Annotated in this window: 12 protein-coding genes; 4 read left to right on the forward strand and 8 right to left on the reverse strand. The window is 54.5% G+C overall.

The genetic code is table 11. The features are described from left to right. Nucleotides 1-69: 69 nt before the first annotated feature. From glcF to J7395_RS03000, 4 genes are all read right to left on the reverse strand, one after another. Nucleotides 70-1389, reverse strand: coding sequence for a glycolate oxidase subunit GlcF (glcF, locus tag J7395_RS02985; RefSeq protein ID WP_209220474.1), 1320 nt, complete (start codon nt 1387-1389; stop codon nt 70-72). Beyond that, nucleotides 1389-2630 (reverse strand): glycolate oxidase subunit GlcE, encoded by a 1242-nt coding sequence (gene glcE / locus J7395_RS02990; RefSeq protein WP_209220475.1) that lies wholly within the window; start codon nt 2628-2630, stop codon nt 1389-1391. Before glcE ends, glcF begins: the two co-directional genes overlap by 1 nt. A 90-nt stretch (nt 2631-2720) precedes the next feature. Further along, the gene (locus J7395_RS02995; protein ID WP_209221006.1) at nt 2721-4205 is read right to left on the reverse strand and encodes an FAD-linked oxidase C-terminal domain-containing protein; all 1485 of its coding nucleotides are present in this window, start codon (nt 4203-4205) and stop codon (nt 2721-2723) included. A gap of 16 nt (nt 4206-4221) precedes the next feature. After that, nucleotides 4222-7689 (reverse strand): pyruvate carboxylase, encoded by a 3468-nt coding sequence (locus tag J7395_RS03000; protein WP_209220476.1) that lies wholly within the window; start codon nt 7687-7689, stop codon nt 4222-4224. A gap of 434 nt (nt 7690-8123) precedes the next feature. On the opposite strand from J7395_RS03000, the gene J7395_RS03005 reads away from it, so the two are divergent. From J7395_RS03005 to J7395_RS03015, 3 genes are all read left to right on the forward strand, one after another. Continuing rightward, the gene (locus J7395_RS03005) at nt 8124-9527 is read left to right on the forward strand and encodes a cache domain-containing protein (protein WP_247741934.1); all 1404 of its coding nucleotides are present in this window, start codon (nt 8124-8126) and stop codon (nt 9525-9527) included. A gap of 60 nt (nt 9528-9587) precedes the next feature. After that, nucleotides 9588-10259: a response regulator transcription factor gene (locus tag J7395_RS03010; protein WP_062951314.1), complete on the forward strand. Its 672-nt coding sequence runs from the start codon at nt 9588-9590 to the stop codon at nt 10257-10259. A 166-nt stretch (nt 10260-10425) separates the two neighbouring features. Continuing rightward, nucleotides 10426-11142 (forward strand): Crp/Fnr family transcriptional regulator, encoded by a 717-nt coding sequence (locus J7395_RS03015; protein WP_231858221.1) that lies wholly within the window; start codon nt 10426-10428, stop codon nt 11140-11142. Nucleotides 11143-11161: 19 nt separating this feature from the next. Here J7395_RS03015 and J7395_RS03020 read toward each other — a convergent pair whose 3' ends face one another. The 4 genes from J7395_RS03020 to J7395_RS03035 all read right to left on the reverse strand — a co-directional run bounded on the left by J7395_RS03020 (nt 11162) and on the right by J7395_RS03035 (nt 14014). Further along, nucleotides 11162-11821, reverse strand: a complete 660-nt coding sequence (locus J7395_RS03020; RefSeq protein ID WP_348541202.1) for a hypothetical protein — start codon at nt 11819-11821, stop codon at nt 11162-11164. A gap of 139 nt (nt 11822-11960) precedes the next feature. Continuing rightward, entirely contained in the window at nt 11961-12320 is a 360-nt protein-coding gene (locus J7395_RS03025; protein WP_062951311.1) for a TraR/DksA family transcriptional regulator, read from the reverse strand. Nucleotides 12321-12429: 109 nt separating this feature from the next. Next, nucleotides 12430-13644: a hypothetical protein gene (locus J7395_RS03030; RefSeq protein WP_209220479.1), complete on the reverse strand. Its 1215-nt coding sequence runs from the start codon at nt 13642-13644 to the stop codon at nt 12430-12432. Nucleotides 13645-13735: 91 nt separating this feature from the next. Then, nucleotides 13736-14014: a hypothetical protein gene (locus J7395_RS03035; RefSeq protein WP_209220480.1), complete on the reverse strand. Its 279-nt coding sequence runs from the start codon at nt 14012-14014 to the stop codon at nt 13736-13738. 511 nt (nt 14015-14525) lie between these two features. Between J7395_RS03035 and J7395_RS03040 the strand changes: the two genes are divergently transcribed. Continuing rightward, the gene (locus J7395_RS03040; RefSeq protein WP_348541203.1) at nt 14526-16442 is read left to right on the forward strand and encodes an ABC transporter substrate-binding protein; all 1917 of its coding nucleotides are present in this window, start codon (nt 14526-14528) and stop codon (nt 16440-16442) included. The last annotated feature ends 23 nt before the right edge of the window (nt 16443-16465 follow it).

Raw genomic sequence — 16465 nt, forward strand, 5'->3', positions numbered from 1 at the left:
CATCAACTTGCACAAAAGCCCGCCGACATTACGTCGTGCGGGCTTTTGCATTAAAACTCCAACCGCCAGCTAGGCGGTCCTTTCCGTATAATAAGGCAAAAGCTTTTCCGGGACCGGTCCGCCCATTGCCCAGTCAAGCAATTGAACCGTATGCACAACCTTTAACGCATCGGTTTCAAGCTGCACCATGCAGCCGATATTGCCGGTCGCGACAAGGTCCGGTGCCGTGTTTCTGATATTGCCAAGTTTGCGTTCACGCAATTTACCCGCGATTTCCGGCTGCAGCAGGTTATAAACCCCCGCCGACCCGCAGCATAAATGTCCCTCGGCAATTTCAAGCACCTCGTACCCGGCCTTTTTCAGAAGGTCGCGCGGTTCACGAATGATCTTCTGGCCATGCTGCATCGAACATGCCGAATGATAGGCCACCCGTACCCCGCTATGGGTCGCACCGGCAAAACGATCCACCGGGACATCAATTCCTGCCAGATATTCGGTCACGTCACAGGCAAGTTCCGAAATTCTGGCGGCTTTTGCCGCGTAATCCCGGTCGTTCCGTAACATATGCCCGTAATCCTTGACCGTTGTGCCACATCCCGATGCCGTGATGACAATCGCATCAAGCCCCTCGCCCGAAAGTTCACCGGTCCAGGCATCAATGTTGGCTTTGGCCTGCTGATGGGATTGCGCTTCCTTGCCCATATGATGAACAAGCGACCCGCAACAACCAGCCCCTTTGGCCACAATAATCTCGATGCCAAGGCGTGTCAGCAAACGCACGGTTGCTTCGTTGATCTCGGTCTCAAGCACCTGCTGCGCGCAACCGGTCAGGATGGCGACCCGGCCTTTACGTTGACCAATGGCCGGGATCACCTGCGGCTTATCGACCCAGCTTGGCGGCGGCATATGCCGTACCCCCATTTTTACCATCCCCTTCAGCCGCCCTGGCAAAAGATTTGCGAATGGTGATGCCAGCTTCGCGCCGATCAGCGAAAGTCTGAACAGTGTCGGGTTGGGAACAACAATCGATAGAATCCGACGTAACCATTTATCAGCAAATGGCCTGTCATAGGTTTCTTCGATATGGGCGCGCGCATTATCGATCAGATGCATGTAATCAACACCCGACGGACATGTCGTCGTGCAGGACAGGCATGACAGGCACCGGTCCAGATGCTTCACCACCTTATCGGTCGCCGGTTTATCGTTTTCCAGCATGTCCTTGATCAGGTAAATGCGCCCGCGCGGGCTATCGAGTTCATCGCCCAGCGTGACAAAAGTCGGGCATGTCGCGGTACAGAACCCGCAATGCACGCATTTCCGCAGGATCTGTTCACTTTCGGCGATTGCCGGATGGGTAAGCTGGGCGGGGGTAAAGTTCGTTTGCATTACGCATCCCCCCGCTTGGTAATCATTTGGCCAATGCGCCCTGGATTAAGGATGCCTTCAGGGTCAAAATTTTCGCGGATTCTGGCGTTGATACGGGCCAAAGCCGCACCCTCGGTATGGAACACCGACACCTGATCTCGAATATCTTCTGGCGCACGGACCAAAACCGCCCGCGCATCGTAGGACACGGCAATGTCGCGCACTTTGTCCGCAATCGCATCGCCCCCCGCCAGTTGCAGCCAGATTTGCGCCCCGGCCCAATCCATCATGACCTTCCCACCGGTTTCCGCCGCCAGCTTCGCGGCAATCGCCCCACCCGATGCCGGTGCTGCGGAAACACGCCATAAAATTCCCGTACCACCGGCAAACGGCGCCACATCAGCGACCGACCGCCAGAACGCATGACTGTTGGTGCTATGAAGTTCCTCGCTCGTGCCGATATCGGCCAGAAGCTTGCACAATGCCTCGCTCCGCCAGGCAACCGAGGGAGCCGGTCCCTCAACGCGCAGCGCGACAATCCCGGCCCCGATGCCGGTTGCGATATCCACGCCAAGCATTCCAACCTGTTCCCGTGCAATCCATGCGGCGGCAGAAACTTCATTTTCGCTGCCCATGGCACGGGTCATCGCACGCCCGGCACTTTCTATATCGTCACAGGCGATCAGAACGGTTCGGGTTTTCTCGTCGCGCGGCATGACTTTCATGGTGATGGTATGCATCACGCCAAGCGTGCCAAACGATCCCGCCATCAATTTTGACAGATCAAAACCCGTCACATTCTTCATCACCCGCCCGCCGGATTTAAAATCCTCGGCCCGGCCGCTAATGGCTTCAAACCCCAAAAGATGATCGCGTGCGGCCCCAACCTTGATGCGGCGTGGACCTGACAAATTTGATGCAACCAACCCACCAATCGTTCCGGCGTGATCCGTAACGCCATCGGCCAGTAATCCCGGAAAATTTCCGGGCTCAAAATGGAATTGCTGGTTTTTATCGCTCAGCAATGCGTGGATTTCTGCAAGAGACGTGCCCGCCCTTACCGACATCACCAGTTCTTCGGGCTCATAAAACATGATCCCGCTCAATTTCGACAGGTCCAGAACATGGTCGGCGGCAACAGAATGTCCGTATGTTTTCTTGCTACCCGATCCGATGATTTCCAGCGGGGTTTTTGAACCAAGCGCCCAACTGATGGCCTCGCGCAATTGTACGGGTGTGGCGGGGGATATGACTTCCGTCATGACGGTTTCTCTCTTCCTCTCCTGATTCTTGCCGACCGGTTGGTGGGAACCGATGGCAGGATTATTTTTATTTTCGTTTTTCGGCCCGACTTAGAAACGCGGGATATCCGGGAACTTGTTGGCGACTTCACGCGCATGCAGGGTTTTAAGTTCCCCGCAGCCATGCAAGGTCGGGAATACCTTGCCAGGGTTTAGCAATTCGTCTTCGTCAAACGCCAGTTTCAGGCGTTCCTGATGCTTCATGTCGTCTTCGGTGAACATTTCAGGCATCAGATCGCGTTTTTCGACACCAATCCCGTGCTCGCCCGACAATACCCCGCCGACCTCGACACACAGCTTCAGGATATCCGCCCCAAAGGCTTCCGCCCGTTCCAGTTCGCCGGGCTGGTTGGCATCAAACATGATCAGCGGATGCAGATTGCCATCCCCCGCATGAAACACATTGGCAACCCGCAACCCGTGGCGTTGCGACAAAACCTGCATGCCGGTCAGGACTTCGGCCAGACGGCGGCGCGGAATGGTGCCATCCATACAGATATAATCAGGCGAAATGCGCCCAATCGCCGGAAAGGCATTCTTGCGCCCCGACCAAAATAGCAAGCGTTCATCCTCGCTTTCAGAAATGCGCGAATAAACCGCACCGCATTCCTTGGCAATCGCGCCGACACGTTCAATCAGATAATCGACCTCGACCTTTGGCCCATCAAGTTCAACAAGCAGCAACGCCTCGACATCAAGCGGATAACCCGCATGCACGAAATCCTCGGTCGCCTTGATGGCCGGGGCATCCATCATTTCAAGTCCGCCGGGAATGATCCCGTCGGCAATGATCCGGGCGACGCAATTGCCGCCCTCCTCGCTACTGTTAAAGCCAAGCAGAAGTGCGCGCGCCGTTTCCGGCTTGCGCAGGATGCGTACCGTGACTTCGGTAACGATACCCAGCAACCCTTCGGACCCGGTAATAACCCCCAAAAGGTCATAGCCCGACTGATCCAGCCCCTTGCCCCCGACACGAAGGATTTCACCTTCGATCGTGACCATTTCAACACCAAGGACATTATTGGTGGTCAGTCCGTATTTCAGGGAATGCACCCCGCCCGAATTTTCGGCGATATTGCCACCAATCGAACAGGCAATCTGGCTGGACGGGTCCGGGGCGTAATAGAACCCCTTATGTTCGACCGCACGCGTGATGCCAAGATTGGTCACACCGGGCTGCACAACGACCGCGCGGTTATCCCAATCGATATCCAGAACACGGTTGAATTTCATCATGCTGATCGTGATCCCATCCGCCATCGGTAGCGCCCCGCCCGAAAGGCCGGTGCCCGCCCCACGGGGAACGACACGAATTTTATGGGTATGACAATATTTCAGGATGGCCGCGACCTGCCCGGTATTTTCGGGCAGGACCACGATCATCGGAAGCTGGCGATAGGCCATCAACCCATCGCATTCATAGGGCCTGAGCTGATCCTCATCGACGATAACCCCGCCTTCGTTCGGAACGATGTCCCGCATGGCGGCGATGATATCCTTGCGACGCGCAAGGGTCGATTGATCCGGCTCAGGCATCCTAAGCATGCGAAGTTTACTCCCTTAATTCGATCAGCAGATCCTTGCTGTCGACCTGTGTACCGGCGGGGGCATGGATGGTTGCCACGACCCCGTCCCTTTCCGCATGAACCGCGGTTTCCATTTTCATCGCTTCAAGCGAACACATCACATCGCCCGCCTTGACCTTCTGGCCTTCGGCAACATGGACCTCGACGACAAGACCCGGCATCGGGGCTGCGATATGAAGCTGATTGCCATCCTCGGCCTTTGGTTTGACCTTGCCGGTGGCGGCCAATGTCTTGTCGGCAACCTTGACTGTTCGGGGCTGACCGTTCAGTTCAAAGAACACGGTCCGATTGCCTTCCTCGTCCCCGCCTTCGGATGTTGCAAGATAGCGGATGACAAGCGTCTTGCCCTTTTCCAGATCGACGGAAATCTCGTCATTCTGGCTCATCCCATAGAAGAAGATCGGGGTCGGCAGGATCGAAACATCGGCATTGTGGCTGCGGTGTTCGGCATAATCGAGGAACACCTTGGGATACATCACATAGGATGCGACCTCGGCATCACTGATGCTGCGATGGGTTTTCTTTTCGATTTCCTTGCGGGTGGCTTCGAAATCAATCGGCGGCATGGATTTGCCCGGACGATCCGAAAGTGCTTCGGCCCCCTTAAGCACCTTACGCTGAAGCGCTGGTGGGAAACCGCCAACCGGCTGACCGATTTCACCGCGGAAGAACGAAATGACGCTATCGGGGAATGCGATGTCCTTTTTCGGGTCCAGAACATCCTTTTCGCTAATACCCGACGTCACCATCGTCAGCGCCATATCACCGACAACTTTCGAGCTTGGCGTCACCTTGACGACATCACCAAACATCTTGTTGACCGCGGCATAGGCTTTCGACACTTCCGGCCAGCGTTCCTCGATGCCAAGCGAACGTGCCTGCTGACGCAGGTTGGTATATTGGCCGCCCGGCATTTCATGGACATAGACATCCGATGTGCCACTGCGGATATCGCTCTCAAATCCGGCATAATACCGCCGGACCTGCTCCCAATAGGTCGAAACTTCTTTAAGCGCCTCGGTATTCAGCCCCGGATCACGGGGCTGCCCGATATAGTTATTGGCAATCGAACCAAGGTTTGGCTGCGATGTCAGGCCCGACATCGAATCCATCGCGGCATCAACCGCATCCACCCCGGCATCAATTGCGGCAATCACGGTTGCTGCCGAAATGCCGCTGGTATCGTGGGTATGGAAATGGATCGGGATATTGACCGTATCCTTCAACGCCTTGATCAGGGTTGTTGCCGCCGCCGGGCGCAGAACCCCTGCCATATCCTTAAGCCCCAGGATATGCGCACCGGATGCCTCAAGCTCCCGGGCCATTTTGACATAGTAATCAAGGTTATATTTCGGGCGTTTCTCGTCAAAGATATCGCCGGTGTAGCAAATGGTCGCCTCGCACAGCTTGTCGGTTTTCAGAACCGCATCCATGGCGACTTTCATGTTTTCGACCCAGTTCAGGGAATCGAAGACACGGAAAACATCCATGCCGTGTTCTGCTGCCTGCTTGACGAAATATTCGACCGCATTGTCGGGATAGTTGGTGTAACCGACCGCGTTCGATGCCCGCAAAAGCATCTGGGTCAGGATATTGGGAACGCGTTCGCGCAGCTTGACCAGACGATCCCAAGGATCTTCTTTCAGGAACCGCATCGCGACGTCAAATGTCGCACCACCCCAGCATTCCAGCGAAAACAGTTCCGGCAGCCCATGCGCATAATAAGGCGCGATTTCGAGCATATCGAAGGTCCGCATCCGGGTCGCCAGCAGTGACTGATGGGCATCACGCATTGTGGTATCAGTGATCAGAACCCGTTTCTGATCCTTCATCCAGCGTGAAAAACCTTCGGCCCCCAACTGGTCAAGCTTCTGCTTGGTGCCCGGCCGGATTTCGCCCAGATCAATCGATTTCGGCATGACCGGCGCATGCAGATTGGTCGGCACCACCCGGCCTTCGACTTCCGGATTGCCGTTCACCGTGACTTCACCGATGAAGCGCAGCAACCGGGTTGCACGGTCGCGACGGCGTACGAACTTGAACAGCTCTGGCGTTTCGTCGATGAACCGCGTGGTATATTCACCGGCCCGGAATTTCGGGTGATTGATCAGGTTTTCAAGGAACGCCAGGTTGGTCGCGACACCACGAATACGGAATTCACGAAGGGCGCGGTCCATCCGATCCACCGCTTCACGCGGGGTGCTGCCCCATGCCGTAACCTTTTCCAGCATGCTGTCATAGAACGGTGTGATCACCGCCCCGGAATAGGCCGTGCCACCATCCAGACGGATGCCAAAACCATTGGCACCACGATACACCTTGATGATCCCGTAATCGGGGACAAAGCTGTTTTCGGGGTTTTCGGTCGTGATGCGGCACTGAAGCGCATGATCCCGCAACTTGATCTTGTCCTGCCACGGAATACCGGTTTCCGACGGGAAACCAATCCGCCCCCCCTGCGCAACAAGGATTTGCGCCTTCACAAGGTCAAATCCGGTCACGCATTCCGTCACGGTATGTTCGACCTGAATGCGGGGATTGACCTCGATAAAGTAAAACTTGGATGTATCGACATCCATCAGGAATTCGACGGTACCCGCATTGACGTAATTTGCAGCCTTGCCCAGACGAAGCGCTGCTTCGCAAAGTTCTTTGCGCTGATCTTCGTTAAGGTAGGGGGCAGGTGCCCGCTCAACGACTTTCTGGTTGCGACGCTGAACCGAACAGTCACGTTCAAACAGATGCACCAGCGTACCATGCGTATCGCCCAGAAGCTGGACTTCGACATGGCGGGCACGACGGATCAGCTTTTCGAAATAAACCTCGTCATTGCCAAATGCGGCTTCTGCTTCGCGCTTGGCGGCCAGAACCTGTTTGGAAAGGTCCTTGGAATTCTCGATGACGCGCATCCCGCGACCACCACCGCCCCAGCTGGCTTTCAGCATGATCGGATAACCGACCTGATCAGCAATGCGGGCCACTTCATCCATATCATCGGGCAATGCGCCTGATGCTGGCATCACCGGCACACCCGCACTTTCCGCCAGATTGCGCGCGGCAACCTTGTTGCCCAGCGTGCGCATCACTTCAGAATCGGGACCAATGAATGTTATGCCAGCCTCGGCACAGGCATCAGCAAAATCGGGATTCTCGGACAGGAACCCATAGCCCGGATGAATGGCATCAACGCCAGCTTCACGGGCAACGCGCAGGATATCCTCGATATCAAGATAGGCGCGAATGGGTTTGTTGCCCTTGCCGACAGTGTAACTTTCGTCGGCCTTGAACCTGTGCAGGGCAAAACGGTCTTCGTCGGAAAAGATGGCAACGGTGCGAATGCCAAGCTCGTTGGCGGCACGCAGAACACGAATCGCGATTTCACCGCGGTTCGCGACCAGAAGTTTACGGATACGCTTTGGTGCAGAACGCGTCATGGACACCGGGCTCCTACCAGATTTGTAGGGCAGGTGCGTCCCTGTGCGCCCCTGCCGAAAACCAAGAGAAACGCCACGATATGATCCCGGAATGCGTTGCGGTGCGGGATGCCTGCAACGCCATACCATCTGTGGCGATAAAGGATGTCTGTCACGTTAAAACGCGTGCAGTGCATCCAGGGTTCCTGGCGCCCGGTGGGCAGGCGACGTGTCTGATATATGCGCAATGCGCTGCCTCTGTCAAAGCATGATCTTCGAAATTGGTAATACCAATTTCACTTTGTCGCGGCCAGTGCCTTTTCACCATGCGGAAAATCTCGACTTTGAACAATGCAACCCAAAGGTTCGAAAACTGCGATCAGGCGCAGACTTTTGATGCTTTTATGATATTGTCCGGCCCGAAAAATTTTCCTGTATCCGAGACTGTTGCGCCCATGCCGAAAATCAATCTTCGACTAAAGTTTTTGCTGCTGTCGATCCTGCCACTGGTTCTGGCGGCTGCGGCAATCTCTTATCTGGTGTTTGCACAGGCCGAGCGACTGGCCGAAGCCGAAATCAGAACGTTCGAGCGCAACATCCTCGAAGCCCGCAAGGAAGAGCTTAAAAGCTATCTTGAACTCGCCCTTGCCTCTATCGATCACATCTATTCGGTTGCAAGTCCGCTGGATGCGGTTTCCAAGGAGCGGGTCAAAAGCATCATCGAAGACCTGTCCTATGGCGAGGATGGCTATTTCTTTATCTATGACCGCGATGGCACTGCCCTTGTCGATCCGCCCCAACCGTGGCGACTGGGGCGGACATACTGGAACCTGCGCGATCTGAACGGGAATTCCGTCATTCAGGCGTTGATTTTCAATGCCGAAAAGGGGGGCGATTTCCTGCGCCATGTCTGGGAAAAACCATCGACCGGCGAGCCTGCCGAAAAAATCGCCTATTCCCTGATGCTGGATAAATGGGGCTGGATGATCGGCACCGGGATTTATATCGACGATATTTCCGAACAGGTGAAGGAAATCGAGACCGAGGTATCGTCCCACATCCGTGACACGACAATATCGATTGTCGGCATCACCATTCTTGCGGTTTTGCTGGTTGGTATTTCGGGCACTGTTGTTACGCTTTCAGAACGCAAACTTGCCGATTCCAAGCTAAAGGAACTGACCCATCGGGTTGTCGACGTTCAGGAACAGGAACGTTTGCGGGTGTCCCGCGAACTGCATGACGGCATCAGCCAGATCCTTGTTTCCGTCAAATATTCGGTCGAAACCGCCATCGCACGATTGGGGCCGGAAAAGAATGCCGCGACCGAACCGATGGAAAAAGCCGCCAAACGATTGCAGGATGCCATCCACGAAGTCCGTCGCATATCGCGCGACCTGCGCCCGGCAGTGCTTGATGATCTGGGCCTGCGTCCGGCAATTGAAAGCATGTGCAAGGAACTGGCAGACCGGTCCGACATGCAGATTGATGTCAAATCGGATAATATTGATGTTGTTCTTGATATCGCGAAAAAGACGACCCTGTATCGCGTCTTGCAGGAAACCCTGACCAATATCGAACGCCACGCCGATGCCACGCATATCAAGGTCACGATCCGCCGCGAAGGCCAGAGTGTCGTGATGAAAATCATCGATAACGGTGTCGGGTTTGAAACCAACCGTTATATTCGAAATCGCGATCCGCGTGCCGGGATCGGACTTCGCAATATGCGCGAACGCATGGAATTCCATGGCGGCGGCATGGCCGTCAAATCCGAACCGGACGATGGCACAACCATCACAGCCTATATTCCGGTTTCGCGTGATAATGATCTACCCGTCACCGCCATCACCGGCTAAGGTGACATCAGATGTTTCGACCCAAATGCTTCAGCAATGTGACAGAGAACTGAATTGACCATGAGCAGCGCAAATATCTCCTATTCGCCCAACCGCCCCATTCGTGTTTTGCTGTGCGACGACCATGCGCTGGTCATGGATGGCATTCGTTCACGTCTTGAATGCTATGACCATATCGATATCGTCGGCGAAGCTGGCAACGGCATGGAAGCCTTGTCGCTTGCCTCTAATGTCAGACCCGACATCGTTCTGATGGATATCTCGATGCCGGTGATGAACGGGCTTGAAGCCGCTGAAAAATTCCGCGAAACCATGCCCGACATCAAGGTCATCATCCTGACCATGCATGAAAATCCGGAATATCTTCGCACCGCCCGGCTGGCAGGCGCGCGGGGCTTCATCCTGAAGGACGTATCGTCAAACGACATGGTCCGCGCAATCGAAACGATTGCCAATGGCGGCGAGGCCTATAGCCCGACATTTGATCGCATCAGCAACAACGAAGGCATGCCTGACGACGGCATGCCGTTGACGACCCGGGAACGCACCGTATTGCGGCTTCTGGCCAAAGGTGCCAGCAACAAGCACGTTGCCCGCGAACTTGATATCAGTGTGCGTACCGTCGAAACCCATCGCCGCAACATCAAACGCAAGCTTGATATCGACAGTTCCGCTGGTCTGGTCCGCTATGCGATTGAAAAAGGCCTGGTCACTCTGGACAACACTGCATAACGGCCCTCCCGAAAAGGTCGTGCCATTGTGATGTTTTTCGCGTCTTGGTCGCTATTAGGTTGAATTTACAAATCAATAAGGTAGATTGTTCCAAGATTTAGAGTGCTTCCACCTAACAGCCTGCGGCGACCGATCCTGCATTTGTCCCGTTCCGTCAGGGGGTTTTGTGAATTACTCCGCACCGCAATCAGCCATGCCCGACATGTTGCGTTGTCGCCAATGCGGCGTTCGGCAACTTGCGCTTTTCAACGACCTGACCGATGCCGATTTCAAACTGGTTCACCTGCCGGTCGAAGACATGGCAATTGCCAAACGCACAGCCCTTTATAACGCTGGTGATGATGCGAACGCACTGTTCACCCTGCGTAGCGGCCTGATCAAACTGACGCATTATCTCGCCGACGGTTCGCAACGGGTTGTCAGGCTTGTCCGCCCCGGCGGTACAATCGGCCTCGAAGCCCTTGTCAGCGATAGCTTTGCCCATCACGCCGAAGCCCTTCAGGACAGCACGCTATGCCGGATTCCGGTTGCGGTTGTTGAAAAGCTTGATCGCGAAAGCCCCCGTTTGCACAAACAGTTGCTCACCCGCTGGCATCAGGCGGTGATGGAATCCGATAACTGGCTTACCCAGATGTCGACCGGTTCCGCCCGGGAACGGGTTGCACGGCTGTGCCTGTATCTGTGTGATGATACCGATGACAGTTGCGTTCTGCCCGGTCGCGAAGACATGGGGGCCATGCTTGGCATCACGACCGAAACCGCCAGCCGGGTTATCGCCGAGTTTCGCCGACATGGCCATCTAAACCTGCGCAATCGCTCTGAATTCGGACTTGATGTCAAAGCACTTCAGATCGTTGCCGGACTTGATCACGAAGCAGCTTGACCGAATTGCACAAAACCAGTCAGCGCATTGCATCGGGCAATGTTGTCTGGAATGCCGAATCTGGTCCGCATGCCTTCGATAGCCGTTCATATTCTTCCGGGGTGTCTATCGCACGATGGTCTTCGCGCCGCGCAAGATCGATGGCGCGCAACCGGCGTTTGAAATCCTGTCCATACTGGTTCAGCAAACGCCGTTGCAGGCGTTGCACCTCGCCCGCACCAACCGGTCGCATGGCGGCAAAGTCTGCGGTAATTTCCGCAACCATCGCGTCAAGTTCCCGCTGGATATCGCGTTCCATATGCTGGTTGATCTGCACATGTTGCCCCTCATGGGCATAGACCACATCATATTCGCATGTGCCACGCTCTAGCTCGGACGCGACATACACCAGATGTTTGATCACCTCGACCTCGGGATTGATCCTGATCGGATAAAGGCAAAATTGTCCCAACCCGACTTCGACTGGTTCAAGCCGCATGTCGAACCGTGCCTGAAGCTCATATTCGGTCAAGCCGGTCACCAGATAACGACTGCCCTGGTTGGCCCGGTTGTTAAGCCAACGCACAGACCGATGACGATCCAGCATCGGGTCCTGATTGATGAATGAAAGGCTTGCAACAGGCGCACGCGCGACCGCACAGCTGTTTTGCTGTGCGGCGGCATGATCGCTCGGCGTCACAAACAGAAACACCGCGATCAGACTGCATACTGTAATTGCGCCCCACCTGATCAATGATTTGGGTACAGCGTGTTTCGCCCTTTGATCTGCCATATAAAGGATACGTTAATTCGGCCTGACCGGTTTGATCAATCCGCCCCTAACTGTGTTTGACATGGGCAGCGCAATCAACGCAAAGCGGTGTGGTCGGATCAAATTCCAGACGCTTCTTTTCGATTTCCTCGCCACAGTTATGGCAGAAACCGTAATCAGCACGTTCGATCCGGGCCAGCGTCTTTTCAATGCGATCAAGTTCGGCAGCGCGGCGACGTTCCTGTTCCAGATGCATCTGCTGATCCTGAAGCGCATCCATCCGCGAAAGGCGGCCGACGGCCTGCTGATCAAGTTCGACCGGCTTTCGATAATCTTCAGAATGGTTTGAATGGGCACTGATATCCGCGCGCCGGTCTTCAAGCCGCTGACGCAAGAATGCAATGTCAATATCTCTACGATCAGACATTCTGTTCCCTCACCGATTTGTTGCCGCCATAAAACATATATGGGTAGCGACCGGTGCCTTTCGCCAAGGGGGCGTCACGAATTTGTTCGCCCCCTGCATTCAGCCGTGCCTACCCACAGTTTCCGCAGGCATCGACCAGCTTCTCCTTCGCTGCCTCGGCCTCATCATCATCGAGCTTTTCGGCCTTCATCTTTTTCTGGATCTTGCAGCACAGTGCCGGACCATCGGCAAAGGCATGATCGGTCCAGAACGGAATATCGGTGCCGAAATATCCAATCTGATCCAGGAACGACACACCGTAATAATAGGCTGCCCCGACTGAATTATAGAAAGTCGGATCATCAATAAACCCGCCATCCGGCGTCATGGATTTGGTCAGGCACCAGTCAAGGATCGTGGAAATGTCGGCTGATGCGGATTTCTGGCTGCCGCTATCGACTTCATCCCAGCCAAGATCAAAGATTTTGGCAACGTCATAGTTGTTGTGATTGTTAAAATCACCATTGTGCTTCCAGCCAAACGGATAGGCATCATCACGGATTGCAAGTGTTGTCTTGAAGATGGCCGGCCATAGCCCGACCTTGCCATGCTGATAGGAAATATTGTGGAAGGTCAGACTAAGGTCCGGACTTTTCAGAATATCGCCCGCGTCTGTTTCAAACCAACCGCCCCAATATCCCGATTGCGCATCCTGCCAGTCATCCAGCCAGCTTTTATAAGCCGCAATATAGTCATCGCTAAGATCAAAGCCTTTGACGTATTTGCGGAAATAATCGCGAATTTCGCTTTTGAAACACATTTCCGATAATGCCGCACTGACCGCACCCAGCGCATCGCGACGATCAAGCCCATCGGCAAAAATTCGCGATGTTTTCTGACTGTTCAGCCAGGCGACCAGATCGGCCGGTTGGGCAATCGGCGCCAGAAATGTCAGCGGATAATCCGGTGCAATCCCTTCGTCGGCCAACGCGTTAACCGCATCAATCATCGCATCCACCTTCAAGAACCACTGGTCATAGCATGGCCCCCAGGAACCATCGCTTGCTACCTGTTCCTCGGCCCAGTCCTGATCCTTGTTTTTCAGCGACGTTTCAAACTGGGCCATCTTCTTTTCAAGCGCATCCCAGTTGGCGGTGTAAAGCAGCAACCACTTGCACTCGATCATATACTGATCGGATGCTGCCATGCTGTTGCCTGTCTGCTGGGCCGCGATAAGCTTTTCTTCCAGCGGGGCAAGCTTGTCGGCATAGGCACCTTTTCGATCGGAATAGTCCGGATCAAAAGCACTGAACTGCTGCTCTATCAAGGAATTGAAATCTGTCACGCGGGGCCCCTGTCATCGGTGTGTTCGACGACTTAAAACAGGTGCCGCCCGAAATGGAAAGTGAAACAGAAACAAAGATCAGCAACGACAGTCAGTCCTGAGCCAGCCAATTCCTGATCACGCGCAATGCCTGCCCTGGATCGGTATCGACAATCCTGTTGGCAATATTGACCTTGCGACGATCAATTTTTCCTTCAATCCCGGCCACCGAAAAACTGTCAGCATCAGAATCATGTGCGCGTTCATCCGGACGATAGCGGTCCGGCGACGATCCCGGCTCATAACGCGGGATCGGTGCCAACGGCTTCGGACCGGCCAGATAGCCAGGATCATAAGAAGCCTGCCCGGATGATGCAGATTTGTTTGCCATGCCGAAATTGTCTCTCCGATCAGCTCTTTCTGGCAAGAGGAATCATAGTTGGTATCTTTGCCATCATACGGCCCACAAAGCGTTCAAAACGAAATTTATTACCAAAAACTTATATGGTGATAACAAGCACATCAGATTATGTTATACTTTAGTCTCAGCCAACGTTGATCAGCACGAAAGCCGATTCCTGTCCAAATGGTCGGGAAACCCGCACGGATCGCCGTAGAAGGTGTCGGCCTCAGTTGAACAAGGCCCGGTTTATCGCGCTATTCTAAGAGGTTCGAACGAAAATTTGGCGGACCGGTATGTTGTTTATAGATACAAAAAGATGCACATAGGAAAATTATCCGCCTGTGCGTTGTAAACAACGAACAGCTCGCGCATCTTTAGAAGATCAGGGGAAAACCGGCTTTCAGAACTTTACCCGGCATTGGCTTTAGGATATTCACCACTTAAGAGTAGGAATATCGATACCTTTCGATAGGCATAAGAAATTCAGGGGAAGCCCGACGTGTACAGGGTAGTGGGTTGTTTTACATCGCTGGTATTATTGCTGGCCGTGGTTTTGACTGCGGTTGGAAATGATGTGCATGCGGCTGAATTTGGTGAAGCACCGATGCTTGCCGATATGGTTGCAAACGGAAAACTGCCACCCGCCGGGGAACGTCTTCCGCGCACCCCGATGATTGTCACCCCCAATGACAAGCTTGGCCAATATGGCGGCACATGGCTGATGGCGCAGAATGCCGAACGCGATCACGCCCTTCTGATCAGAACCATCGGATATGAACCTCTCTTGCGCTGGACGCCGCAATGGACGGATACGGTTCCCAATGTTGCCCTTTCCATGCAAGCCAATAGCGATGCGACGGAATTCGTGTTCCGGCTGCGCCCGGGAATGCACTGGTCGGATGGTGCCCCTTTTACCGCTGATGATATCGCCTTCTGGTACGAAGACATTCTGCTTAATCCCGCATTTGAAAATGCAACGCCCGAATGGCTGACCGCCGGCGGAAATCCGGTGCACGTTGAAAAGATCGACGAAACCACCATCGCCTTTCGGTTCAACACACCCTATGGCCTCTTTCCGACCTTCCTTGCCCGTCCCGAAGGCGTTGAACCGGTAAGCTACCCGGCGCATTTCCTCAAACCCCTGCTGCCAAAATATAACAAGGATGCGGATGCAAAGGCACAGGAGCTTGGCTTCAAAGGATGGAAGGATCGTTTCGTTTCGGTATTCGGCACACCAGGTACTATCGACGATCCCGGCCGATGGTCGAACCCGAATGTTCCCACCCTGAACGCGTGGGTTTTGACCGGCGTTTACGGCAAGGACGACCCGCTTGTTGCCGTCCGTAATCCGTTCTACTGGAAAATCGATTCGGGCGGACGACAGCTGCCCTATATCGACCGGGTGTCCTTTGATCTGGTCAATAGCAAAGACGAAGCCGGTGATGCGGCAATTGCAGGCAAGGTTAACATGCAGGAACGCCATATCGGCCGTCGTGCGGACGAAATCCTTGCCGCCAATGACAACCTGCAGTCCTTTACCCTGATCGAAAGCGACATGAATATTCTGACCCTGTCGCTCAATCTCAACGACAGGGACCCTGTTCTGCGCGATATATTCCAGAATAAGGAATTCCGTATCGCCCTGTCTCATGCCATTGACCGCGACAGCATCATCGGCAGGTTCGTTCCCGGCGCCCTGCCTCATCAGGCCGCCCCACGCCCCGAAAGCCCGCTTTACCACACGGTTCTCGCGCGCCAGTTCATCACCTACGATCCGGTGCTTGCCGCAAGCCACCTGGCCAATGCCGGGCTGACACACAAAGACGACGAAGGCTTCCTTCTGCGCCCGGATGGTAAACGGCTGTCCTTCACCATCGATACCGAAGGCGCATCCCGCTTCGAGATGCTGTCTGCCGTTGTTGATTACTGGCGCGATATCGGCCTTGATGTGACGCCCCGCGATCTGTCGCGCGATGTTTTTGTAAACATGCGTGACAATAACAATCATCACGCCAGCGCATGGGGCGGTGACGGCGGCCTTGATGCCATGGTGATTCCGATTAACTATCTGCCGGTATCAAGCGAATCATCGTGGTACGCGACCGGCTGGGCCGAGTGGTATACAAACCCGACAAATCCCGATGCAATCGCCCCACCCGCCGAGGTAATACGTCAGCTGGCACTCTATAACCAGTTGAAAGCAACGGCAGATGCGGAAAAACAAAATAAACTTATGCGCGATATTCTCGACATCAGCGCAAATCAGTTTTACGTTATGGGAATTGCCTTGCCGCCCAATCGCAAGGGGCTCGTGGCAAAGAACTTCAAGAATGTTCCCAAGGTGATCCCTGCGGCTTGGAGCTATGCCACACCGGCACCGACCAATCCATCCCAGTATTATCTTGAGAGCCAATAACAGAATTAACCGGCAATCAGGCT

Origin of the sequence: Thalassospira sp. A3_1 (assembly GCF_017744215.1) — a bacterium.
Lineage (GTDB): Bacteria > Pseudomonadota > Alphaproteobacteria > Rhodospirillales > Thalassospiraceae > Thalassospira > Thalassospira lucentensis_A.